This is a genomic window from Paenibacillus vortex V453 (assembly GCF_000193415.1).
Lineage (GTDB): Bacteria > Bacillota > Bacilli > Paenibacillales > Paenibacillaceae > Paenibacillus_AQ > Paenibacillus_AQ glucanolyticus.
The window spans coordinates 256,524-279,118 of the sequence record NZ_ADHJ01000014.1 but is presented as its reverse complement, the minus strand read 5'-3'; the positions used below and the strand labels follow the sequence as shown (position 1 = coordinate 279,118).

The following is a 22,595-nucleotide window of genomic DNA, read 5'->3' as shown; positions in this document are numbered from 1 at the left end:
TCACATTCTGGTTATATAGTCATATATATGAGCATATAACCTTAACAGGCCATGAAAGCAAGGCGGTGATTCTTATTGAGCGGTACCGTACATCCGGATAACAAGCCCCTGTTCATCCAAATCAAGGAGAAGATCGAGGACCAGATCGTAAACGATCAATTGCTTGAAGGTGAGCAGGTTCCCTCCACAACGCAGCTGTCCCAATTTTACAAAATCAATCACATCACAGTGCTGAAAGGGATCAACCTCCTCGTTGATTCCGGACTTATTTACAAAAAGCGAGGTGTCGGCATGTTTGTTGCAGAAGGAGCGAAAGAGAAGCTGCTCCAAACGAGGATGAGCGCATTTGCAGATGATTTTGTATTGCCCATGGTGCAGGAAGCAGACAAACTCGGTTTGTCCACGGATGAGCTTTTTCAAATCATAACCCAGTTAAAAGGAAGTGACCCCCATGAATCTTGATGTACAGTTTGACCGCGTATCGGTGGAATACGGAGGCGTCGAAGCCGTCCGGGATGTTTCCTTCTCTCTCCCGGCAGGCAAAATTTACGGTCTCCTCGGGCGCAATGGCGCAGGTAAAACCTCGCTTCTGTCCGTCCTGGCTTCCTATCGCACGCCCTCCTCGGGATCGGTTACAATTGGCGGCGAGGTGCCCTTCGAAAATGCAAACATGATGAAGGAAATCTCCTTCATCTACGATGTTGACTATAAAGACGAGTCGGACAAAATAAAATCAACATTTGAATCGATAGCCAGATACCGGCCTCACTTTGATATCGATTACGGCCTTGAGCTTGCCCGTAAATTCAATTTGCCCCTGAATAAACAGCTGAAGCAGCTCTCCAAAGGGATGCAATCCGCCTTTAACGTATGCATCGGTCTCGCCAGCCGATCACCCGTTACCATTCTGGACGAAGTTTATCTCGGAATGGATGCGCCGACTCGTGAAATTTTCTACCGGGAGCTGTTGGAGGATCAAGCGCGTCACCCTCGGACGTTCATCCTCTCCACCCACCTGGTCTCTGAAATGGACTATTTGTTTGAAGAAGTCATTATCATTCATAAAGGCCGATTGGTGCTGCATGAGGACTACGAAAGCCTCACATCCAGGGGCGTATCCATTACAGGTATGGCGGCAAAAGTGGATGAATTCATCCGGGGCATGAACGTGCTCAACGTACAGCAGCTCGGCTCTACGAAATCCGTCATGATCTACGGGGAGTTAAGCGAGGAATCTCTAATCACCGCACGCCGTGCTGGACTTGAGCTCGGTCCGATCTCGCTCCAGGACTTGTTTATCCATCTTACGGGGGAGGAATACACCGCATGAATAAGACGTCTTCGGCCGTAACCAAAGTAGCGAGAGATATGTTTGTGCAGCAAGGCAGCTGGGCGTTGGGATTTCTATCTATTGTGCTGCTAATCTATTTTGGAGTCGGCATCGGCACCAGCATCGGTGTCAATGTTCGCGAAGGATTCGCGGAGGAGGACTTCTTCTCCATCGCTTACCGCTCAACCAAAGGATTTATGCTCGTTATCGGCATTATTTCGGCCTACAGCTTTCTTAGCTATTACGTAAGACACGGGATTACGCGCAAGGAATTCTTTAATGGAGCTGCCTTGGCGGCCGTCTATCTATCCCTGGCATTTCCGGTTGTCACAGCTCTGATTCAGCAGATTGCCTTGATGTTTGCATCGCAAGATGCGGGAAGTACTTCGCTGCTGCAGACGTTTGATAACAGCTGGCTGCTGACACTTGTCTCCTTCGGCGTGCAAATCTTGATCTATTATCTGATGGGATGGATGATCGGATCCGGATTTTACCGGTTTGGCTGGATTCGCGGCTTGGGGATGATCGCCGTAGCCCTCGTGTTGATCAGCTTCATGGATGCATTGTGGCAATTCGAGCTCTCTTCCATATGGGAACAGTGGCTGCCGGTCACAACAGACCTTTCCGTCACGCTGCCAGTTTCTCTTATTGGCTCCCTCGTTGTCATTCTGATAACGCTTATTCTGATCCGACTGATAACCCGAAGAGTGACAATTAAGATGTAACCTGTACGCAAAAAAATGGCTGATCCATGGGCAGCGACACTCGTCTGCCCAAGATCAGCCATTTTACGATCTGATGCCATCATTTAAATTAAGCGGCACTGCTCTTCTTTTTGTTATAGATATCGAAGGCTACTGCCGCGAGGAGAACCAAACCCTTGATGCCTTGCTGCCAGTCGATACCGAGGCCTACGAGCGACATCCCGTTATTAAGTACGCCCATAACGAGTCCTCCGATGATCGCGCCGAAGACCGTCCCGATCCCGCCGGTAGCGGAGGCTCCGCCGATGAAACTCGCTGCGATAGCATCCAGCTCAAAGTTCGTGCCCGCTCTCGGTGTCGCAGCATTCAAGCGAGCAGCAAAAATCAAACCGGAAATCGCTGCCATCACGCCCATGTTGACGAATACCCAGAACGTGACCTTCTTGGTCTTCACCCCGGACAGGGCCGCTGCCTTCTCATTGCCACCAAGCGCATAAATGTGACGGCCCATCACGGTTTTGTTCATCACGAAGGAATAGATGATAATGAGCACCAGCAGCAGAATCAGAATATTGGGCAAACCGGCGTAACTTGCCAGCATATACGTAAAGGCATTAATTACCGCTGCGATGAGCACCAGCTTCAGGAGGAACAAGCCGCTTGGCAGTACCTCGAAGTTGTATTTTTTATGCGATTTTCGCTCCCGCAGCTCATTAATCAGGAAAATAACCGTAAAGATGATGCCCGCCAGAATTGCGACTAGATTGGTACCTGTGTTGCTGAAATCCGGAATAAAGCCGGAGCTCAGCTTCTGGAAGCCTCCCGGAAACGGCGCAATGGATTGGCCCTCCAGTACTAATCATCGTCAGTCCGCGGAACAAAAGCATGCCCGCCAGGGTTACGATAAACGCCGGTATCCTCACATAAGCCACCCAGAATCCCTGCCAAGCCCCGATCAGGCCGCCGACAATCAAGGATACGAGCACGGCAATGACCGGATGCAGCTGCATATCGACCATCATGATCGCTGCAACAGCTCCGACGAAGGCGGCTACCGAACCGACCGACAAATCAATATGACCCGTAATGATGACAAGCACCATACCTATGGCCAGTACGAGGATGTAGCTGTTCTGGAGAATCAGATTCGTGATGTTAATCGGCTCCAGCAGTAGCCCTCCCGTTATCATCTGAAAAAATATCATAATGACAACAAGGGCGATGATCATCCCGTATTGACGGATGTTGTTTTTAAACATTTTCTTGAGTGTCTCCATGCTTATGCCCCTCCATTCTTGGTCATGTATCTCATCAAGGTTTCCTGTGAAGCCTGCTCTCTGCTGACTTCTCCGGTCATCCGTCCCGCGCTCATGACATAGATCCGGTCGCAGATCCCCAAAATTTCGGGCAGCTCCGAGGAAATGACAAGCACGCCCTTGCCTTCATTCGCAAGCTGGTTGATGATTGCATAAATCTCGTATTTCGCCCCGACGTCAATCCCGCGGGTTGGCTCATCCAGAATCAGAATATCCGGCTCGGAATAGATCCATTTGCTCAAGACCACCTTCTGCTGGTTACCCCCGCTGAGGTTCCCCGTCTTCTGAAGAATGTTCGGCGTTTTAATCTTGAGTTTCTTCCGCATGTCCTCCGCCACAAGTATTTCTTCCCGATCATCTATGACCATGTTCCTGGCCAGCTTGGGCAATCCGGTAAGCGAGATGTTGCGCTTGATATCGTCCATCAGGATCAGGCCGTATTCTTTACGGTCCTCCGTCACGTAAGCAAAGCCGTTCTCTATCGCCTCGGTAATGGAGTGATTTCGGATATCCTTGCCGTCTTTCTGAAGTGTCCCGGTAATATTCCTGCCGTAAGCTCTGCCGAAAATACTCATCGCAAGCTCGGTCCGGCCGGAGCCCATCAGCCCGGCAATGCCCACGACTTCCCCCCGGCGGATATTCAAACTTACGTTGTCAATTACTTTTCGGCCTGGTTGCAGCTCGTGATACACCGTCCAGTCCTTAATCTCCAGGATAATTTCCCCGATCTTCGGAATCCGCTCCGGATAACGGTTCGTCAAATCCCGGCCGACCATCCCGCGGATAATCCGGTCCTCGTCCACCTCGCCACCCTTCATATTCAGCGTTTCGATGGTTTGACCATCGCGCAGAATGGTGACAGAGTCCGAGACCTTCGATACTTCGTTCAATTTATGGGAGATGAGGATGCAGGAAATCCCCTGCCTCTTGAACTCCAGCATCAGCTCCAGCAGATTCTCGCTATCGTCCTCATTGAGCGCCGCTGTCGGCTCGTCAAGAATAAGCAGCTTCACCTTCTTGGATAAGGCCTTCGCAATTTCGACCAGCTGCTGCTTGCCAACGCCGATGCTGCCAACCTGCGTATTCGGATTCTCACTGAGCCCCACCATATCCAGCAGTTCCCTGGCTCCCGTCATGGTCTCGTTCCAGTTCATGATCCCCTTCTCGGCCCGTTCGTTGCCCAGATATATATTCTCGGCAATCGACAAATAAGGAATCAATGCAAGCTCCTGATGGATGATGACAATGCCCAGTTCCTCGCTTTGCTTGATGTCCTTGAATTCACACACCGTGCCTTGGAACAGAATGTCGCCCTCATACGTGCCGTGCGGGTATACGCCGCTCAGCACCTTCATCAGGGTCGATTTGCCTGCTCCATTCTCCCCGCACAAGGAGTGGATCTCGCCCTCGCGCACCTTCAAGTTCACATTGTCCAGCGCCTTCACTCCGGGAAACGCTTTCGTAATGTTTCGCATTTCAAGAATGTACTCTGACATAAGGCTTCACCTTCCCATCGTTTTGTTTCTTCATAGCGACCCCGATACTATTTCAATCCGATTTCTTCCTTCGAGTAATATCCCGTCTCCACAACCTCTTTCTCCACATTGGAAGCATCCACGGATACAGGCGGCAGGAGATAAGCCGGAACGACCTTAATACCGTTGTCGTACGATTCGGTATCGTTGACCTCAGCCTCTTGTCCCTTCAGCACACTCTCCGCCATCTTGACCGCCTGCTCAGCAAGCTGCCGGGTATCCTTGAACACAGTCTGCGTCTGTTCACCGGCTACAATCGACTTGATGGAGGCCAGCTCCGCATCCTGGCCCGTAATGACCGGCAGCGGCTTGCCCGTTGTTCCATAACCTACGCCTTTGAGTGAAGAGATAATACCGATGCTGATCCCGTCATAGGGTGACAGCACCGCATCCAGATTTTCGCTGGAATAGTTGGCACTGATCAGGTTATCCATCCGCGATTGGGCCAGCGCACCGTCCCAGCGCAGCGTAGCAATCTGGGCCATTGTTGTCTGTTTGCTCCGCACCACAAGCTTACCTGAGTCCATGTAGGGCTTCAGGACGGACATCGCCCCGTCATAGAAGAAGTAAGCATTGTTATCGTCCGGCGATCCGCCGAACAGCTCAATATTGAACGGCCCCTTCCCTTCCTTCAAGCCAAGCTTTTTCTCAATGTAGGAAGCTTGCTGAACCCCGACCTGAAAATTGTCAAAGGTGGCATAATAACTCAAATGCTCGGTGTTGCGGATCAGCCGGTCATATGCAATGACCTTGATTCCCTGATCATGGGCCTTCTTAATGACGTCGGTGAGCGTATTGCCATCAATGGAAGCAATCACAATAACGTCGACCCCTTTAGTAATCATGTTCTCGATTTGCGAAATCTGATTTTCAATGACGTCTTCGGCAAATTGAAGATCGGTTTTATATCCTTTTTCCTGAAAAATCCGCTCCATATTCTTCCCGTCAGCCACCCAGCGCTCGGAGGATTTGGTTGGCATGGCAAGACCGACATATCCCTTCTGAGCGTCCCCGGTTTGACTTTCGGCGAGGTTGCAGGCCGTCAGGGCCAGCAGCAGCGCCACGATAAGCCCCCCTAACATTCCTCTCTTCATCGGTGTGTTCCCCTTTCCGAAAAGTTGAATCGAGAGCGCTTACAAATCCGACTTTCCAAAGCCTCTCTGTACTAAAAAGGATACACTTCCTCAATGAAGCGGTCTTTCCACGAAAACAACCTTTTTTATAAATTTCATACTTTTGTTGCTGATAACATGAAATCGTCCCGGCCGCTTGTCTGTGAAGCTGTGCAAATCCACCCTGCCTACGTTGTCAGTCGATAAGACGGATCATGGGCCGAGGACAAACAAAAAAAAAAAGACGACCCTGATTGGTCGTCCTTCGTGAACCCTGATCCTGCCGGAGTCGGCCTCTACACATACTGCTTCAGGACTGCAGCGTCAGCTCACTGCTCCTGAAACGCCGCTCCCTTGCGGTAGCCGTTAGGCGAAACGCCCATCACCTTCTTAAATGCCGTACTGAAATAGTGCTGGCTGTCATACCCGACCTGCTCGGCAATGTCGTGAATGCTCAGATCGGTGGAATTCAGCAGCTGGATGGCTTTTCGAATGCGTGTCTGGGTAATAAAAGCCACAAACGACATTCCCAGCTCTTTTTTTAGAGTACGGCTTAAATAAACCGGGGAAACCTGCAGAGAATGCGCAAAAGACTCCAGGGTCAGCTCCCGCACGGCGTATTGTTCCTGGATCAGCTGCCTTGCTCGCCGCACCAGCGGAGAGAGCTGAGCCTCCCGGAATACCCCTTCCCGGCACGCCTCATAGGCAGCCGCAATCGATTCAGCTCCTTCCTGCACGGGTTCCATGTGAACATTTACCGTCAGCTTCAAGTACTTCTGAATCGTTTGCTCTGCATCGGCAGCCAGTTCAAGCGCGGGTTCTCCCCATATACAGATTCCGATCCATCCGGCATGATCGCGGAACAGAATGTGAGGGGCAGGGTGAAGCAGCTCGGATATAATATTCTCCATCGCAAACAAGTAGAGCTGCCGGTCGCTTTCCTTCATCAAGGGCTGCGGCGTATTCAGCTCCGGCCATCGTGCGATGCCGACCTGGGAGGGGCGGCAGGGCGGCAAACCGAGAAAATCAAGCTGCCCCGACGCCTCCTCCTCATCCAGCAGGCCGTGAATCCACTCGAGGAGAAAACGCTCCCGCAGCAGCGGTATGTTCTTCTCGATCTGCTCGGACGCCTTCTTCAGATAATCCTCCTGAATCTGCCGATCGTCCAGCTCGTCCCGCACGCTTCCCAACACCTGGACCAGATGCTGTGCATTCACGGGCTTCAATATGTAGTCCTTCACCCCGAGCCGGATCGCTTCCTGTGCATACGCGAATTCATCATGACCGGTAATAATGACGAACCGGCATTCGGGACGCTCCTCCTTCATTCGCCTCATGAGGGCAATGCCGTCCATAAACGGCATATTCATGTCAACCAGCATGATATCAATAGGCCGGCCAAGCGCCAGCTCCAGCGCTTCCTCGCCGTCCTCCGCCTCGGCTGCCACCTCCATGCCCAGTGACGCCCAATCCACAGCATCCCGGATTCCCTCTCGGATAATCGGTTCATCGTCAGCAATCAGTACCTGGTATGCCTTATTCATAAACTGTCGCTCCCATCATGCCCAGATGAAGAGGGAAGGGTATGCAGCAGCGGATGCGCAATGATCACCCTCGTCCCCTTGCCTTCTGTGCTCTCCAATGTGATTCCATACTTGTGGCCAAACGTCAGCCTGAGGCGAGCCTGAACATTCAGCATGCCGTAACTGCGACTTCGGCCAGTCCCTTGCTCTGAATGTCCCTCCATGGCCGCTACGGGATCAGCAAGCTGTTTGCGGAGCTCCGCAAGCCGCTCCGGCGCCATGCCTGCCCCGTCATCCTGAATGGATAGGAATAGAACATCTTCGCTCACCTCCGCTTTGATGCCGATGCGTCCCGGTCCTCGGCGGGCTTTTATCCCGTGGTATATCGCATTTTCCACCATCGGCTGCAGCAGCAGCTTCAGGACGTACAGCTTCTCGGCCTCAGGAGACACATACATCTCCACCTGCAGCCTGTCCCGGTAACGCGTTTTCTGGATTTGCAGGTAACTGCTGATATGCATCCATTCGTCGGGCATGGGAATGATGTCATCCCCTTTGCTGAGACCGATCCGAAACAGCCTTGACAAGGATTCCACCAGATCGGATACATCGTCCGCCCCTTTCTTGCGGGCCATCCAATGAATGGTATCCAGCGTGTTGTACAGAAAATGCGGCCTAATGTGGGCCTGAAGGCTGCGAAGTTCAGCTTCCCGCTTCTGCTGTTCGCGCAGCTCGCTCAGCTTCATCAGTTTGCGGATTTGCTGCAGCATCCGGTTAAAACTTCGCCCCAGCATACCTACCTCATCCTGTCGATTTCCCCAGTAACGGATCGTCAGGTCCCCGGATTCCGCTTTTTGCATGAACGACATCAGCTGCCAGATCGGTCTTGATATCGACTGGGAGAGTGTATAGGATGCGGCGACGCCAAAGAGACACACCACAAACAAGAAACAAATCATGTAAAATCGGATCTCCCGGACCTCATACACCGATTCGCTGGTCGGAAATACGCCGATTGTCCGCCAACCGGTAAAAGAAGACGTGCCGTAAATCAATTGCAGCCGTTCTCCATTTACCTCACGAATCACCGCGCCGCCTTCCTTATCCGGGAGCCATGAAGGCGGAATGGCCGGAATTAATGAATCCTCCGGTGTGTAGATGCTTGAGCCGCCCGCTTCCGTGACCATCAAATATCCGCTTTTGCCAAGCGTGACATCCCGCACCGCTCTCGCCACGGCCCGCAGCTTCAAGTCGATCAATACCGCTCCGGTCACTTCCCTTGTGTCCGGGTCCACAAACGAACGCACAACCGACACCAGCTCTTCGTCGCCATAATGAACATGGGTGGTCACCTTGCGGTCGACCGGATGTCCGAGCACCGTAAAAATCCCCTCGTTCAAAACGGCCTCCCGATACCAAGCTTCCCCGGTTAAACTCCCCGGGCTGCGGGCGTACATCTCGTTGCTGATATACTCTCCTTCGCGATTAACCAGAAGGATGGACGCGATTTCCGGATACAGCGTTGTGTAGCCTTGGAGATAGCGCTTGATTTCGTAGTTCTCCTCGTTGTCCTGCTTCACCTGAGAGGGCTGAGAAAGGGCTCTGCTTCCGCCTCCGGCTTCAGCTGCCGGTCGGTCCCCTTGAATATCACCATTCAGGAACCGCTCGATCCGCTGGTCAAACCCGATCAAATAAGTGATATTCTGAAGATTTTCCATATCATTGTCCAGAGTTTGATTGACTTTCCCGATCAATTGAATGGTATTGGAGGTGACTTGTTGGTCCACGATACGGTTGACTGTCCAATTGACCAGCACGCCCAGTGCAATCGATGGCAGAATACCAATCATGAGAAACAGGATGACCAGCTTGTATCTCAGCGGCAGGTCTCCAAATCGCAGCCAGCGCAGCAAGCCTTCTCGCCAGGACTCCATTTCATTTCTATTTCGCATAATAATCATTCACATTCTCTCGGGTCACAATCGAAATCCCGGTATCCACCCGGGTGGGAAGCGGAGAGACATCATTGCCGAGGGTCGGAGCCGGCACGGTTAGTCCGTGGTGCAGATGAAACAAATACTGCAGGGACCAATACCCCATATTCCACGTTCCCTGTGCAATCGTTGCCGCAATGGTACCATCGGAGATCCGGTCGAGTGTCCCTTTATTTGTATCGAATCCGATGATGGCGACCTCTCCGGTTTTATCCGCGCCAATCACGGCATCCGCTACCCCCATCCCGCCGCTGGCCTCCGTCACGAAAATTCCCTTGAGATTAGGGTGCTTGTCCAGCATGTCGGCGGCGGCTCCTTTGGCTACGAGCGTATCGCCCTTCCCTTCCTTGACCTCCGCTACCGTCATGGCCGGATATCTCTGGGTCAAAGTTTCCCGGAAACCCTCCGAGCGGTCATCATGATTCTGCTGTCCGGGCTGAGTGATGATCCCGACCTCTCCTTCACGGCCTAACAACTGAGCCATTTTATCCGCAGCTGCAACACCAGCCTCGTAATTGTTAGTCGCCAAAAAAGAATATGCGTTGCTGTCAGGCGCGTCCGCGTCAAACAGCACGACCGGAATACCGGCATCCACTGCCTTATTGATTGTAGACGTAAGCGCCTTGGAATCAATGGCTGACAAGGCAATGCCGGCAGGCCGCTTGGCGATGACCTGTTCCAGTACAGTGATCTGCTCCTCCACGTCATATTGCGTAGAGCCGCGGTAATCCACGGACACGCCGAGAGCGTCCCCTCCGTCCTCGAAGCCCTTCAGAATGTTTTTCCAATACTCCATGCCCGATTGAAAGGTCACCATGACATAATTCTCGCCTATGCTGCCGTGCAGCCCTCCCTCCTCCCATGCCGAAGTGCGCCGATCCTCCAATCGGTACATAAACACGTATGTCAGAAAAGCCAAAATAAGAGCAGCGTACACCAGCATCATTTTCTTCATAAAAAACGCCCCCGATTCCCCATCCCAGGTAATGTCAATTTCAACTGCAATCGGTTACATAATGTATTAAGAATATACTGCAATTGTTTGAACAAGATCAAACCCCCCATCAGAAAAACAAGTAGCACGCCACAAAAAAACAGACTGTCCACAGGTATCCCTACCTTTGACAGCCTATTTTTTATCATTGCAAGCATCTCTTATCAGCCTGGAAATGCTTCAATATCCTTATGAAAACCCCTTAACCGGATCCTTTCGAATTCCGTGCATGAATAGATTCACCACGTGACACGCAAGATCCTCTGAAGTCCGTTTCTCTGTCAGAAGCTGCTGAGCGGTTAGCCTCTCGATGACACCCACCAAGCTTTCCGCGACGATGCGCATATCGCATTCACGGTCCAAGAGACCATCCCGCTGCTCATCCTTCAAATATTGCTCCAGCATCTCTGCCATCTCAGCTTTGACGATAGCCGAGTCATCCCCGATAAAAAAACCGATCTGCGTCAGATCCGGGTCTTTGGCAAGAAACGCAAATAACTCCCTTAGCACGCCCAGCAGACGGCTGGACACGTCATCCTCATCAATCCCACCTTCCACTCTGCTGCCCTCGATCAGCGTCTTAAGATTCGTTCGAAATTTCTCAACCAGCTCCTTAAAAATGGCCTCTTTGCTCTCAAAATACAAATAGAATGACGGCTGCGTCAATCCTGCCCGGGAAACGATGCTGCTAATTTTCGTCTGATGGTATCCTGACCTCGCAAATTCACTGGCAGCAACAATCAATAGTCTTGCCCGGCTTTCTTGTCCATTCGCACCCTTCTTCCGCAAAGCTATCCAACCTCCGAATTTAGTCATGATGTATGTAAGTTAACGCTGATTACACTTCATATTGTAAAAGCTGTCCTTGCATAAAGTCCAGACTCAACCTGGACGGAAGACTTTACACAGCCGCAAGAACGTTATAACGTAAGGGATAAGAAGTTTAGCGTTACTGCCAAGAAGGAGATTATAAACCATGCAGGATCATTCCCAATCAAACTCGGCGGCTCTTAGGACAGCCGAAACGTATAACTCGCCACATTCGCCTGCGCAGCGTGTCTTGATTGTCACGGCGGTGGATGCCGAGAAAGATGCCGTGCTGCGCGGTCTGGGCCATGCAAGCGGATTTGATGTTATTGCAGGAGGAGTCGGTCCCGCTGCCACTGCTGCGGCGACTGCCCGCCAGCTCATACAGGTCTCTTATGATGTTGTCATCAGCGCAGGTATTGCCGGCGGATTTGCCGGCCAGGCTGAAGTCAGCTCCATTGTCATTGCGGATGCCATCATTGCAGCAGATCTCGGATCCGAAACCGAGGACGGCTTCAGCAGTGTCCAGGAGCTCGGCTTCGGTACGGACCGCATTCAAGTGGATACAGCGTCCGCCCGCAAGCTTGCGGGTGCCCTGAATCGGGCCGGTGCCGCCGTAACCCTCGGTCCTGTGCTCACGGTTTCCACGACCACAGGAACAGCGGCTTCGGCCGAACGACTGGTCAACCGGGTGCCAAACGCCGCCGCTGAGGCTATGGAAGGATTCGGCGTCGCCACGGCCGCCGCTGCCGCCGGCGTCCCCGTGCTCGAAATCCGTTCCATCTCCAACATGGTCGGTCCGCGGGACCGCAGCGCATGGAAGATCAAAGAAGCGCTGCAGGCGCTTGAAACCGCAAGCTCATTACTACCGGAGGTGTTACGATGAAAATCGCCTTTTCCCCATGTCCCAACGACACATTTGTATTCCACGCCCTGGCACACGGCTTGATCCCCGGTGCGCCCGAGCTTGACATATCCTATGCGGATATCGATATGACCAACCACTGGGCTGCTGAAGATCGAGAGCAAGATATTCTGAAAATATCCTATGCCGCGCTGCCCTGGGTGTTGGACGAGTATGCCCTGCTGCCGTGCGGCGGAGCACTCGGGCGCGGCTGCGGCCCGCTCGTTCTGACTGCGGACAAGCTGTCAGATGGAGGAACCCCCGCCAGTCCTGCTGCGCTCTCGGGCCGCCGGGTAGCCGTTCCAAGCGAACGCTCCACAGCGTATCTGTTGTTCCGTCTGTGGGCGGCACAGCAAATTCCGGGTGGCCTAGGCGAAATCGTGGTCATGCCGTTTGATCAGATTATGCCTGCCGTGCGGGATGGGGCTGTCGATGCCGGGCTTGTTATCCACGAGGCACGCTTTACCTATCCATCTTACGGATTGAAGCTGATGACGGATCTGGGCAGCTGGTGGGAGTCCGATACGAATCTGCCGATTCCGCTGGGAGCCATTGTAGCGCGCAGATCCCTGGACCTGGCAAGCATCTCGAACTGGATTCGCTCCTCGGTGGAATACGCCTGGGAACATCCTGAGGAATCCAGAGCCTATGTCCTTCAGCATGCACAGGAAATGGACCCCGACGTAGCCGATGCCCACATTGATCTGTACGTAAATCCATTTACGGCAGAGCTTGGCGAAGACGGTTATGCAGCGATTTCGGCCCTGTTGAATCGCGCGGCGGATGAAGGGCTTGTACCGCGAATCGATCCAGCCCTGCTGAAGCGTCCATAACAACAAACATTAGGAAAGAGGAAGGCCAAGGCCCGGTTCCACCGGAGCTTCCAGGCCTTCCTCTTTTTTTCCCAATACATGACCTCACGGACAAATTGTGCTAGAACTCCTCCTTGGATATGTAATCATTCAATTGCCGGTAAATCCCGATAATCTCATCCATGGGCATTCTCACAAGTCCGCTGGAGGAAGGGGCCACGAACTCATGAATGCCGTCGACAACCGAGTTTGGCTGGAGTCCCCAATCCACCCGTGAGCTGCCGCTGAATTCAGTATATACCCCTTTGCCGACAAAGCAGGCCACCTCCGGTCTGTATTCCGCCAGCTTCTCCCGCAGCGTCTCTCTTCCGAGCCTGTACTCGTCTCGGGTAATATCCTCAGCGCCTCGTGTGGGTCTGGCCACAATATTCGTAAACCCGTATCCTAATTTCAGCAGTTCCCCATCCTCTGACGCTTCATATAAACGCGGAGTCAAGCCGGACTTATGCAGAATCCTCCAAAAATTGTTGCGCGGGTTTGCATAGTGATGCCCAACTTCACCTGATCGCAGGCTGGGGTTAAAACCGATAAACACCAAGGTTAATCCATAGTCCAGATGGTCGCTGACTTCGTTCATTATGACTCCTCCTATCGTTACCTCTAGCCGATACGCTGCGGACGATGACGACCTTTAATGGGAGCTTGAGGCGGCATGGTTGTTGCGCTTGCGTATTTGGTGAATGCCCATGACCAGGGCAGCAAGTTCCCAGTCCCCCAGAGTTTCGCTGTCATTCTGCAGCTCGAACGCACCAGGCTGAAGCCATCCGCTAATACGGGAAAACCGGGCTATTCCTCTCCCAGCGGTATCCGCAATTTCATATTCGTTCGAGTAGGCCGGTGACGTGATCTCATAGACACCGCGCGGTCCCGCGTCATATTCAAATTTCTTCGTAAAAAAACTCATCCGCATACGCAGCATGCCCAGCTCTTCCCCGTGCCCGTCAGCAATGTTCCATTTGTTAGAGAAGAAACGAAATGACCCGCTGCATACATGATCTCCTGAAGCATTATACACATCCAGGGAGGAGCCGAAAGCACTCTTCAAATCCAGACTCCCGATGATGCTGCCGTCCCTGTCCATCATATCTGTTCTACCTGCGTTAAAAAAGTTATCCTTAAAATATATACTCATACGCCTGTCTCCTTCCTTAATTCCTGCACGCCATGCACATCTGTTACCCATTTAAACGATTCATCTGTTAAATTGTTTCAATTTCCCCAATGAAATTCGGGAACCGAGAGGTTTTTTCATTGTCTAATAAAATGAGGTGATGCTATTGGAGTACCTGAAACAAATGGTAGCCGTGAACGATCCGGGCTCTGTGCTAAACGGCTTGATGGAGTCCTTCGGTCAGGACGTGTGGAACTATGCATTCTTCCTGACGAAACAGAGAGAAGCGGCAGATGATATCAGTCAGGACGTGTTCCTGAAGGCCTTTCAGCATTGGAATGATTTTCAGGGCAGAAGCTCTGTGAAGACCTGGCTCCTGACCATCACCCGCAACCTATCCTTGAATTATCTCAAGTCTTCTTATATGACCAGGGTGTCCTTAACCGGCTGGATAACCTCCAAGCAAACCGGACCTTCCGCGGAAAAAGAATTCATGGACGCTGCCGCAGTCTCGCAGATATGGAAATTCGTCATGGAGCTGCCTCCGAAATACCGGGAGGTGCTCATTCTCGAATCCCACTACCGGCTGCCGCGAAAAGAGATGGCCGAACTGCTCGGAATTTCCGAAGGCACGATCAAATCCAGACTACACCGGGCTCGCACCCGAATGGAAAAGATGTTGAAAGGGGAGGATGTCCAATGAAAACTGAACAAGAACAGCAGCCGGACTGGATGCAGGAACTCGGTTCCTCTCCCTTTAACGAGCCGATGTTCACCAGCAGCATGAAATCCCGTGTGTTAAACAGCGCTGGCAGCAGCTCATTAATGAAAGACCGAACCATGCGGAGGTCCCCTGCCCGTTCGCGTTTCATGGCAGCAAGTATTCTTACCCTGCTTCTGATCGTTGCGGTTTGGGGGTGGCGCGAATCTCCTGCCCTTCAACAGCTTGTCCCGATCAAAGGTTTAGGGGGTTCGCCTGAATGGACTCCACACAACGTATATGCCGAGAACGGGGTAGATAAACTTCAGGCGATTCCGGGCGGAGATTTTGCCGCAGGCGCTCCAGCCGGTGCCTGGTGGAATTTGTTGGCCCCAATACAAGAGCTTGAGGGTAAACATATCCGCATATCGGCCGTTCACCGGGATACAGGGACAACGCTCGAAGAGCTTGCCGAAACGGAGATTACTTCCGATATGGCTTACAATGACTTTACCCGGGTGTCTTCCCGCTTTGGCATGCCGCTCTCCGGTTTATGGAAATTCAATGTAATGGTGGATGATGAACCATACGGCGATATCGTGATTCATGTGCCTGACAGCAGCTGGGAACCAAGTCCAAGCTTCAAATCCGGCGTGTACGACATGACCGGCGTGGAAGGGCGCCTGGGCTTTATCAATCCGGGGTTTATCGCAGGTCAGCCGAATAAATACATGTGGCACTTCTGGGGACGCAGCGAAGAATTGACGGGGGACCTGTTCATTACGGCAGTAAAAAGAAACACAAGCAAGATCATCGATGTTTTTGAGACGACCTTGAGACCCGGAAAACATAATGGTGCCGATGCTGCCATACCCACCACCATGTCGCTGCCTTCGGCAGGGCAGTGGAGAATTATGGCCTCCATTAACGGTCAATTGTTCGGCAGTGTCATCGTTGAGGTCGATTCGCCATAACCCCCTCCATCCATTCATACGGGGGGCTCCTCATGAAAAAAGGCTGCCACGGTTCTGCAGAACATCTGCAATACCGGAGCAGCTTTTTTCATGAAGAAGAAATGATCATCTCATATTCCGCTTGTTCAATAGCCGTTAGCGACATTATGTGGCGTTCAAGGCTTCCTTGGGAACCTCGATTTTGCTGATCTCATCATGCTTGGAGTATGCGCTCTTCATTTTCATGTCAAGCGTTACCTTATCACCCTCTGCTGCCATCTCCATGACCATGTCCATATCGGTCGTCGCCGGCAGATACGTCTCCTTCTGTACGCCATATACAATGCTGATGCTCTTGATATCCATCTGATCCATCATCGCTTCCATCTGCGGATCGTTGCCTGCTTGATTCATCATCGTCTTGGCAAGTTCCTTCAGGTTATCCCCGGATACATCAGCCGTCAGGACATATACGTCCCCTTCTTCCGTCACTGTAAAATCCTTGGCTATCGCCTTAAACTGCTCCAACTGCTGCTCCGGACTTGCATTCGCCATGTCCAGGCTGTCCCGGATTTCCTTCTCGGACTCCGCCGGAACCTGCATCCATTGTCCGTCCATATGCATGTATATGCCGTCTTCCGTAATATACTGCTTCATCTCGACCTTGCCATCCGGGGAATCCATCGCGATGTTCTGCATCATCTCCATCGGCTCCAGCGTAATTTCCGAATCGAGTGACACTATCGACATTCTGACCTCCTGCTTCTCGGCACCCTCAATAACAATGTGCTGTTTTATATCGGCCTTCATGGCAAAACTCTTCAAGTTCTGAGAAGCTTCCGCTGATTTCTGAAGAAGCTCTTCTGCCGTCGGGGCGGCTTCCTCCTGCGGTTCTTCTGCAACCGGCGGCGTTTCGGCCGGGGTCGTAGTCTCTTGTCCGGTAGTTGGCGGTGCTGCGGCATCATCCCCGGCTTTGCTGTCATTGCCGCATGCGGCAATGCTCATCATCAAAATTGCTCCAAGTAATACGGCTGTCCATTTTTTCAATCGAATATCCTCCTAAAATATGTATTCCCGTGTACTTACCCAAATTTATACAATATGTAACATGTGTTGATCAAAATATTCGAAAAAGTTACACTAAACCTATTCTCATCAAGGAGCGTGCTCGATGGAAAACATTTTGGTTACCGGCTATCGGGCTCATGAGCTCGGTATTTACAATAACAAACACCAGGGCATCCCCTATATCCGCAAAGCGATTGCCAGCCGCTTGATTCCACTGCTCGAGGAGGGATTACAGTGGGTCATCACCCCTGGTCAATATGGCGTAGACCTGTGGGCCATTGAGGCTGCCATTGAACTAAAAGCCGAATATCCTCAGCTTAGATGCTCCATTCTGACGGCCTATCAGAATCCCGAGGAACAGTGGAACGACAACAAGAAGGCCTACTTCCAGGAAGTGATGAAGGGGGTGGACTTCTATGCGCCTGTCAGCAAGAACAGCTATCAGGGACCTTGGCAATTTACGGCCAGAGACGATCTCCTCCTCCGTAAAACCGATGGCATTCTGCTCGTCTACGACGAAGATAACGGTGAAGCCAGCCCCAAGTTCATTAAAGAGCGCGCATTAAAGAAACAGGCCGCAGACGGCTACCGCTTCATCAGCATCGGGTCAGAGGAAATACAAGCCGTTGCCGACGAAGAGAATTCGTCGCAGGATTATTACTAAATGTCGTCAGCCCGAAGACACAACCACTGCATGCCTCGAACGGCTTCCTCATTTTATTTCAATCTACGCCAAGCTCCTTACCAGCCAGCCATGGCTAACTTGCAGCATATCGGAGTGGCACTAAATACATATGAGAAGTGGTGGAGCATGAGGATTAACAAATATATCAGTCAAACGGGATTTTGCTCGCGCAGGGAGACCAACCGCTTGATTGCATCCGGGCGCATTACGATCAACGGCAAGGTATGCGAAAAAGGGGCGGAGGTTGAGCCCGAGGATATCGTGCTCATCGATGGGCAGGAAATTCCTCATAACGATAGCGAGCCTGTGTACCTGGCCCTGAATAAACCGATGGGCATCGTCTGCACGGCAGCAGAAGAGGTGGAAGGAAACATCATTCGCTATGTGAATTACCCGTCGCGTATATTTGCCATCGGCAGGCTGGATAAAGCATCTGAAGGCTTGATTCTGCTCACGAACGATGGAGACATCGTGAACAAAATGATGCGCTCGGAGCATGATCATGAGAAAGAATATGTGGTAACCGTCGACAGACCCGTTACGGATGAATTTATGCGGAGGATGTCTCAAGGCGTTGAAATCCTGGACGTAGTAACCAAGCCATGCGAGGTTTTCAGGCAAAGCGAAGCGGTATTCCGCATTATTTTGACCCAGGGCCTTAATCTGCAAATCCGCAGAATGTGTAAGGCCCTGGGGTATAGAGTGCTGAAGCTGGAGCGCATCCGAATTATGAATATTACGCTGGATCAATTGGAACGGGGGAAGTGGCGGCATTTGGAGGAAAGAGAGCTCCATAAACTGCTGTTCATGCTGAACTAGAATGTTATACTGGCTGATTTCTTGGTGCTTCTGAACGTCAAACCAAAAAGCCATCTTTCAAAGAGGCTCACGCCGGAAGCTGATTCCGTCACCAGGTTTACGCCGTAAACCTGGTCTCGTGTCCGATTGAAAGATGGCTCTTTTCTATTTAAGCTCAGATGCTGCCTCTACGCCAGCAAATAATCATCAATGCTTGTATATGCGTATCCATGCGCTGCCGCAACCGCCTCATACGTCACTTTGCCGCCGATGGCATTAATGCCCTTCGCCAGTGCTTTATCATACCGGGCTGCGGAGCGGAGTCCTTTGCTAGCTATTCTCAAACCATAAGGTGCCGTTACATTAGTCAATGCCATGGTGGAGGTTCTGGCTACTGCGCCCGGCATGTTGGCTACGGCATAGTGAATGACGCCATGTTTCTCATAGGTAGGGTTGTCATGGGTTGTAATCCGGTCGATCGTCTCGATCGAGCCCCCTTGATCAATCGCCACATCCACGATGACCGATCCCGGGCTCATCTCCTTCACCATTTCTTCCGTTACGAGGCGCGGAGCCCGGGCACCGGGGATCAACACCGCTCCCACAACAAGATCCGCCGCCTTCACCGTCTCCGCAATGTGATACGGATCAGACATGATCGTTTTGACCCGCCCCTGAAACAGATCATCCAGCTGACGCAGCCGCCCCGGATTAATATCGAGAATGCTGACGTCCGCGCCGAGACCCAGAGCAATTCTTGCCGCATTGGTGCCAACGATTCCACCACCAATCACCGCAACTTTGCCCGGCGCTACACCAGGAACGCCGCTTAGAAGAACGCCCTTGCCGCCATGCGCCTTCTCCAGGAAATGAGCACCGATTTGAATGGACATTCTTCCCGCCACTTCACTCATCGGTGTAAGCAATGGCAGGCTGCCATCCGTCAGCTGTATCGTTTCGTAAGCAACAGCACTCACCTTCCGGTCAACCAGCGCTTTGGTCAGCTCGGGCTCGGGAGCCAGGTGCAGATAGGTGTACAGGATCATTTCCTCCTGAAAATAATCATACTCCTCCTGCAGGGGTTCCTTTACCTTCACAACCATTTCGGCTTTCCACGCATCTGCAGCCGTTGCAACCACCTTGGCACCAGCCGCTCTATAATCTTCATCTGTAAAGCCAATGCCAAGACCAGCCCCAGATTGTACAAGCACTTCATGCCCCGCATTTTTAAAACTGATGACGGTACCCGGCGTCATGCCGACACGGCTTTCGTTATTTTTGATTTCTTTGGGAACCCCAATGATCATCCCCATGGCCTCCTTAGTGGTCAACTTTGCCTATCTAATTGCATTGTACCTATTTTTGCCCAAACTGTGTACCTGTCTAAGGTCAGGGATTGTCCATCCGATTTCATAACTATGTATCTGCAGTATATGCAAATCCATAACTGGCTGCATACAAAAGATCACCTCTCTTTATGCGACTGAAGCGAATGTGCGTTATCCTTCTTGGCTTCAGCCCTTATGAGAGGTGATCATTCAGCTTGACTTCACGTCGATTTCAAGATGCTCACATACTACATGCATTCAATTCATGGCTTTCGTTAAAGTAACATGTTCACCGATGCGGTCTGCTGTTCATTTACCAGATTAAGCTGGATGCGGCAGTTGCGGTCACACTTTCTCCCGATCCTTCCCTTTATCGGATTCGCCTGCATTTTTGTTGGCCGTATCCCGGTCGAGCTGCATCTCCTCCACGGTCTTGACCTTAAGTCTGGCGGCACCTTCATACTGAAGAGTCGGAATCAGGTTCCCGGCTTCAAGTCGCTTCTTCGCTGCGGCAATCGAATCCGCATACTGTGGAAGCCACGTTTCACCAGCAACCAGCATTTCATCAACCAGCTGCCAAATTTCCTTCGGATTGTTTACCGCTCCAATCAACGGATCCATCATAAACGCCTGACGAAGCAGCAGGTCGTCACCGTGAACCGCGGCTTCAACCGCCAATCGCTGAACCGATATACTCACGCTGCACACAGCCGCCGGTCCAAGCGGCAGCTCGCCTACCAGCGGCATGGAAACTCCGTTGCGGTCTACGTAACCCGGCGCTTCGATAATCGCATCATCCGGCAGATTGGAGATAATGCCTTCGTTCACGACATTAAAGTGTCCACGGTATACCCGGCCGGTTTCCAAGCCTTCAATGATGTAAGAGCCATGCTCCTCTCCCCGATGTTCGGGCCTAAATACCATGGCCGGATCCTTCATCCAGTTCGGAAAATCGGTCTCGAACCAGCTGCGACCCTCGGTGCAAACGCGTAAATATCCACCCGTCTCTCCATTAATCCAGCTGCCAAGATCAATCCACTCCGTAATTTCCTCCGGCCGCTTTCGGTACCATGGGACATATTCGCTGAGATGGCCATTGGATTCCGTACTGTAGTAGCCGAAGCGCCGCAGCATATCGATGCGTACCTTCTCTGTTTGGCTGTACTCCGGATGCCGTTCGAACGCCTCCAGCAGCCCGCTCGTCAAATCCTTGCCTTGATGAGAGGCTTGGATATACCAGGTTTGATGATTAATACCCGCGCAGACAATATCAACGTCTTGTTTCTTCAAGCCATACACCTCTGCGATTTGGTGGTGCCCATGCTGAACACCATGACATAAACCAATCGTCCGCACGCCGCCATACTGATGGCAGGCCCACGTCAGCATCGCCATCGGATTCGAATAATTCAGCAGCAGCGCATCGGGTGCACACATCTCCCGAATATCCTTGCATATGCTCAGCATCTCGGGAATTCCCCGCTGGCCGTACATAATGCCGCCTGCACACAGCGTGTCACCTACACACTGATCGATGCCATATTTCAGTGGAATCTCGATGTCCGTACGGAATGCTTCCAAGCCGCCAACGCGAATCGTACAAATGACATATTTGGCATCCTGCAGGGCTTGTCTTCGATCTGTGGAGGACTGAATCCTGATGGACAACCCGTTCTCGTCTATGTCTCTCTGGCACAATTCAGTAACCATATCGAGATTATGCCGACTGATGTCGGTGAAAGCCACTTCGATATTCCGAAATTCCGGCACAGTCAGCAGGTCACGCAGAATTCCCCGCGTAAAGCCGATGCTCCCCGCTCCGATAAATGCAACCTTAAATGACATTGTATCCTCTCCCAGCTACAAATGAGTTTGTAATCATTGTAGCAACCGGTCGAAGGAAAGCGTTATCAATATCATGACCTCTTGAGCTAAACACCGTCATCAATCCTCACTTCTTCATAGTCCCCTCACTTCGGTTCGCCGTATTTCCATGCATTCCGGTCTTGCTGGAGACGATATTCCACCGGCGTACTGCCTGTAAACTTCTTGAATAACAGATGGAAATACTGCCTGCTGCCAACACCCACATAATCCGATATTTCATGGATGGGGATATCGGTCCGCTCCAGCAGCATCTTGGCCTTCTCCATTCGAATTCTTGTCAAATACTCGGTAATCGTCCTGCCTGTCCCTCTGCGGAATACCCGATGCAAATACCCCGGATGCAAATTCACTTCCGCTGCAACGTCCTTCACCTGAATCGGCCGATCATAATTCTGATGTAAAAAATCGACACATCGTTTGATGTACAGTTCGCTCAACTGCACATCGTTGCGCTCCCTTTCTTCATACAGGCGAGCGATGCATACGAGCAGCTGGATGAACAGCGCATGCGTCATCGTTCTACCATCTGTTCCTCTCCGATCGAGCTCAAGCACCAGACTTCTCAGAACCGGGTACACCTCCTCCTGATCGACTAGCACCAGGGAAGTGAACGGCCTGTTCAAGAGAAACATCACCTCTTCCTCCTCGCGCATAATCTGTCTTAAGGAAGGCGCTTTGCCAGAGCTCTCCATAAACCCGAATTCCACGTTCAGCATGCGGCAGGAGGTCGTCTTCTCGACGATTAACCGGTGCGGAACCTCAGCATCCAGTAGGATAAACTCCCCTTTTTTCAGCGTGACACTCTTTTCCATATCGTTAGCCTTGACATCAATTCGGCATTCCCCTGAGATCATGTACATAATCTCGGTTGAATCATGCTGATGATACGGCATTTGATAGTCCTTCCACTGCTTATAATAATAGGCGTAGAATCGCGGGACGTAATCGCCCTTCTCAAGCATCTGCTGAAACAG

General features: G+C 51.8%; 21 protein-coding genes and 1 pseudogene. 9 read left to right on the top strand and 13 right to left on the bottom strand.

Annotation, left to right across the window (positions count from 1 at the left end; genetic code table 11):
- The first annotated feature begins 75 nt into the window (after positions 1-75).
- Genes PVOR_RS08125 through PVOR_RS08115 form a run of 3 tightly spaced genes read left to right on the top strand, consistent with a single transcriptional unit; the run spans position 76 to position 2,055 of the window.
- The gene (locus PVOR_RS08125) at positions 76-462 is read left to right on the top strand and encodes a GntR family transcriptional regulator (protein ID WP_006208666.1); all 387 of its coding nucleotides are present in this window, start codon (positions 76-78) and stop codon (positions 460-462) included.
- Positions 452-1,330, top strand: coding sequence for an ATP-binding cassette domain-containing protein (locus PVOR_RS08120; RefSeq protein WP_006208665.1), 879 nt, complete (start codon positions 452-454; stop codon positions 1,328-1,330). Before PVOR_RS08125 ends, PVOR_RS08120 begins: the two co-directional genes overlap by 11 nt.
- The gene (locus PVOR_RS08115) at positions 1,327-2,055 is read left to right on the top strand and encodes a hypothetical protein (protein ID WP_006208664.1); all 729 of its coding nucleotides are present in this window, start codon (positions 1,327-1,329) and stop codon (positions 2,053-2,055) included. Before PVOR_RS08120 ends, PVOR_RS08115 begins: the two co-directional genes overlap by 4 nt.
- Positions 2,056-2,143: 88 nt before the next feature.
- Here the strand turns inward: PVOR_RS08115 and mmsB are convergent.
- The 7 genes and pseudogenes from mmsB to PVOR_RS08075 form a co-directional block, all read right to left on the bottom strand.
- A pseudogene (gene mmsB / locus PVOR_RS08110) lies at positions 2,144-3,311 on the bottom strand (multiple monosaccharide ABC transporter permease).
- 2 nt (positions 3,312-3,313) lie between these two features.
- Positions 3,314-4,846: a multiple monosaccharide ABC transporter ATP-binding protein gene (gene mmsA, locus PVOR_RS08105; RefSeq protein ID WP_006208663.1), complete on the bottom strand. Its 1,533-nt coding sequence runs from the start codon at positions 4,844-4,846 to the stop codon at positions 3,314-3,316.
- 47 nt (positions 4,847-4,893) lie between these two features.
- A complete protein-coding gene (chvE, locus tag PVOR_RS08100) occupies positions 4,894-5,979 on the bottom strand; it encodes a multiple monosaccharide ABC transporter substrate-binding protein (RefSeq protein WP_006208662.1) in 1,086 nt (361 codons plus the stop codon).
- A gap of 347 nt (positions 5,980-6,326) precedes the next feature.
- Positions 6,327-7,541 (bottom strand): response regulator transcription factor, encoded by a 1,215-nt coding sequence (locus PVOR_RS08095; protein ID WP_006208661.1) that lies wholly within the window; start codon positions 7,539-7,541, stop codon positions 6,327-6,329.
- Positions 7,538-9,481 (bottom strand): histidine kinase, encoded by a 1,944-nt coding sequence (locus tag PVOR_RS08090; protein ID WP_197477100.1) that lies wholly within the window; start codon positions 9,479-9,481, stop codon positions 7,538-7,540. The genes PVOR_RS08095 and PVOR_RS08090 overlap by 4 nt, the downstream gene beginning before the upstream one ends.
- Positions 9,462-10,469, bottom strand: coding sequence for a substrate-binding domain-containing protein (locus PVOR_RS08085; RefSeq protein ID WP_006208659.1), 1,008 nt, complete (start codon positions 10,467-10,469; stop codon positions 9,462-9,464). Before PVOR_RS08085 ends, PVOR_RS08090 begins: the two co-directional genes overlap by 20 nt.
- A 228-nt stretch (positions 10,470-10,697) precedes the next feature.
- Positions 10,698-11,297, bottom strand: a complete 600-nt coding sequence (locus PVOR_RS08075) for a TetR/AcrR family transcriptional regulator (protein WP_006208657.1) — start codon at positions 11,295-11,297, stop codon at positions 10,698-10,700.
- A gap of 187 nt (positions 11,298-11,484) precedes the next feature.
- Between PVOR_RS08075 and PVOR_RS08070 the strand changes: the two genes are divergently transcribed.
- Complete coding sequence (locus tag PVOR_RS08070; RefSeq protein WP_006208656.1) at positions 11,485-12,201, top strand: futalosine hydrolase; 717 nt, start codon at positions 11,485-11,487, stop codon at positions 12,199-12,201.
- Positions 12,198-13,052 (top strand): 1,4-dihydroxy-6-naphthoate synthase, encoded by an 855-nt coding sequence (locus tag PVOR_RS08065; RefSeq protein WP_006208655.1) that lies wholly within the window; start codon positions 12,198-12,200, stop codon positions 13,050-13,052. The genes PVOR_RS08070 and PVOR_RS08065 overlap by 4 nt, the downstream gene beginning before the upstream one ends.
- A gap of 100 nt (positions 13,053-13,152) precedes the next feature.
- Here PVOR_RS08065 and PVOR_RS08060 read toward each other — a convergent pair whose 3' ends face one another.
- Positions 13,153-13,668 carry a mismatch-specific DNA-glycosylase gene (locus tag PVOR_RS08060; RefSeq protein ID WP_006208654.1) on the bottom strand — a complete coding sequence of 172 codons (516 nt, stop codon included), beginning with the start codon at positions 13,666-13,668 and terminating at the stop codon, positions 13,153-13,155.
- Positions 13,669-13,722: 54 nt separating this feature from the next.
- The gene (locus PVOR_RS08055) at positions 13,723-14,223 is read right to left on the bottom strand and encodes a hypothetical protein (RefSeq protein ID WP_006208653.1); all 501 of its coding nucleotides are present in this window, start codon (positions 14,221-14,223) and stop codon (positions 13,723-13,725) included.
- Between the two features lie 163 nt (positions 14,224-14,386).
- Between PVOR_RS08055 and PVOR_RS08050 the strand changes: the two genes are divergently transcribed.
- The gene (locus PVOR_RS08050) at positions 14,387-14,905 is read left to right on the top strand and encodes an RNA polymerase sigma factor (RefSeq protein WP_040680375.1); all 519 of its coding nucleotides are present in this window, start codon (positions 14,387-14,389) and stop codon (positions 14,903-14,905) included.
- On the top strand, positions 14,902-15,876 hold the full coding sequence (locus PVOR_RS08045) for a DUF4871 domain-containing protein (protein ID WP_006208651.1): 975 nt from the start codon (positions 14,902-14,904) through the stop codon (positions 15,874-15,876). The genes PVOR_RS08050 and PVOR_RS08045 overlap by 4 nt, the downstream gene beginning before the upstream one ends.
- Before the next feature lie 144 nt (positions 15,877-16,020).
- Here the strand turns inward: PVOR_RS08045 and PVOR_RS08040 are convergent, their stop codons facing one another.
- On the bottom strand, positions 16,021-16,902 hold the full coding sequence (locus PVOR_RS08040; protein WP_006208650.1) for a DUF6612 family protein: 882 nt from the start codon (positions 16,900-16,902) through the stop codon (positions 16,021-16,023).
- Between the two features lie 124 nt (positions 16,903-17,026).
- On the opposite strand from PVOR_RS08040, the gene PVOR_RS08035 reads away from it, so the two are divergent.
- Both PVOR_RS08035 and PVOR_RS08030 read left to right on the top strand, forming a co-directional pair.
- A complete protein-coding gene (locus PVOR_RS08035; RefSeq protein WP_006208649.1) occupies positions 17,027-17,587 on the top strand; it encodes a DUF1273 domain-containing protein in 561 nt (186 codons plus the stop codon).
- Between the two features lie 147 nt (positions 17,588-17,734).
- Entirely contained in the window at positions 17,735-18,427 is a 693-nt protein-coding gene (locus tag PVOR_RS08030) for a pseudouridine synthase (RefSeq protein ID WP_006208648.1), read from the top strand.
- Positions 18,428-18,594: 167 nt separating this feature from the next.
- On the opposite strand, the gene ald is transcribed toward PVOR_RS08030, so the two are convergent.
- From ald to PVOR_RS08015, 3 genes are all read right to left on the bottom strand, one after another.
- Positions 18,595-19,713: an alanine dehydrogenase gene (gene ald / locus PVOR_RS08025; protein ID WP_006208647.1), complete on the bottom strand. Its 1,119-nt coding sequence runs from the start codon at positions 19,711-19,713 to the stop codon at positions 18,595-18,597.
- A gap of 366 nt (positions 19,714-20,079) precedes the next feature.
- Positions 20,080-21,579, bottom strand: a complete 1,500-nt coding sequence (locus tag PVOR_RS08020) for an alpha-glucosidase/alpha-galactosidase (protein WP_006208646.1) — start codon at positions 21,577-21,579, stop codon at positions 20,080-20,082.
- A gap of 125 nt (positions 21,580-21,704) precedes the next feature.
- Positions 21,705-22,583, bottom strand: a complete 879-nt coding sequence (locus tag PVOR_RS08015) for an AraC family transcriptional regulator (protein WP_006208645.1) — start codon at positions 22,581-22,583, stop codon at positions 21,705-21,707.
- Positions 22,584-22,595: the final 12 nt, after the last annotated feature.

Excerpts from the sequence above, each read along its gene's own strand:
- PVOR_RS08120 (WP_006208665.1), top strand. The coding sequence starts at position 452 with ATGAATCTTGATGTACAGTTTGACCGCGTATCGGTGGAATACGGAGGC.
- PVOR_RS08115 (WP_006208664.1), top strand. The coding sequence starts at position 1,327 with ATGAATAAGACGTCTTCGGCCGTAACCAAAGTAGCGAGAGATATGTTT.
- mmsA (WP_006208663.1), bottom strand. The coding sequence starts at position 4,846 with ATGTCAGAGTACATTCTTGAAATGCGAAACATTACGAAAGCGTTTCCC.
- chvE (WP_006208662.1), bottom strand. The coding sequence starts at position 5,979 with ATGAAGAGAGGAATGTTAGGGGGGCTTATCGTGGCGCTGCTGCTGGCC.
- PVOR_RS08095 (WP_006208661.1), bottom strand. The coding sequence starts at position 7,541 with ATGAATAAGGCATACCAGGTACTGATTGCTGACGATGAACCGATTATC.
- PVOR_RS08090 (WP_197477100.1), bottom strand. The coding sequence starts at position 9,481 with ATGATTATTATGCGAAATAGAAATGAAATGGAGTCCTGGCGAGAAGGC.
- PVOR_RS08085 (WP_006208659.1), bottom strand. The coding sequence starts at position 10,469 with ATGAAGAAAATGATGCTGGTGTACGCTGCTCTTATTTTGGCTTTTCTG.
- PVOR_RS08070 (WP_006208656.1), top strand. The coding sequence starts at position 11,485 with ATGCAGGATCATTCCCAATCAAACTCGGCGGCTCTTAGGACAGCCGAA.
- PVOR_RS08065 (WP_006208655.1), top strand. The coding sequence starts at position 12,198 with ATGAAAATCGCCTTTTCCCCATGTCCCAACGACACATTTGTATTCCAC.
- PVOR_RS08060 (WP_006208654.1), bottom strand. The coding sequence starts at position 13,668 with ATGAACGAAGTCAGCGACCATCTGGACTATGGATTAACCTTGGTGTTT.
- PVOR_RS08055 (WP_006208653.1), bottom strand. The coding sequence starts at position 14,223 with ATGAGTATATATTTTAAGGATAACTTTTTTAACGCAGGTAGAACAGAT.
- PVOR_RS08050 (WP_040680375.1), top strand. The coding sequence starts at position 14,387 with ATGGTAGCCGTGAACGATCCGGGCTCTGTGCTAAACGGCTTGATGGAG.
- PVOR_RS08045 (WP_006208651.1), top strand. The coding sequence starts at position 14,902 with ATGAAAACTGAACAAGAACAGCAGCCGGACTGGATGCAGGAACTCGGT.
- PVOR_RS08035 (WP_006208649.1), top strand. The coding sequence starts at position 17,027 with ATGGAAAACATTTTGGTTACCGGCTATCGGGCTCATGAGCTCGGTATT.
- PVOR_RS08030 (WP_006208648.1), top strand. The coding sequence starts at position 17,735 with ATGAGGATTAACAAATATATCAGTCAAACGGGATTTTGCTCGCGCAGG.
- ald (WP_006208647.1), bottom strand. The coding sequence starts at position 19,713 with ATGATCATTGGGGTTCCCAAAGAAATCAAAAATAACGAAAGCCGTGTC.
- PVOR_RS08020 (WP_006208646.1), bottom strand. The coding sequence starts at position 21,579 with ATGTCATTTAAGGTTGCATTTATCGGAGCGGGGAGCATCGGCTTTACG.
- PVOR_RS08015 (WP_006208645.1), bottom strand. The coding sequence starts at position 22,583 with ATGCTTGAGAAGGGCGATTACGTCCCGCGATTCTACGCCTATTATTAT.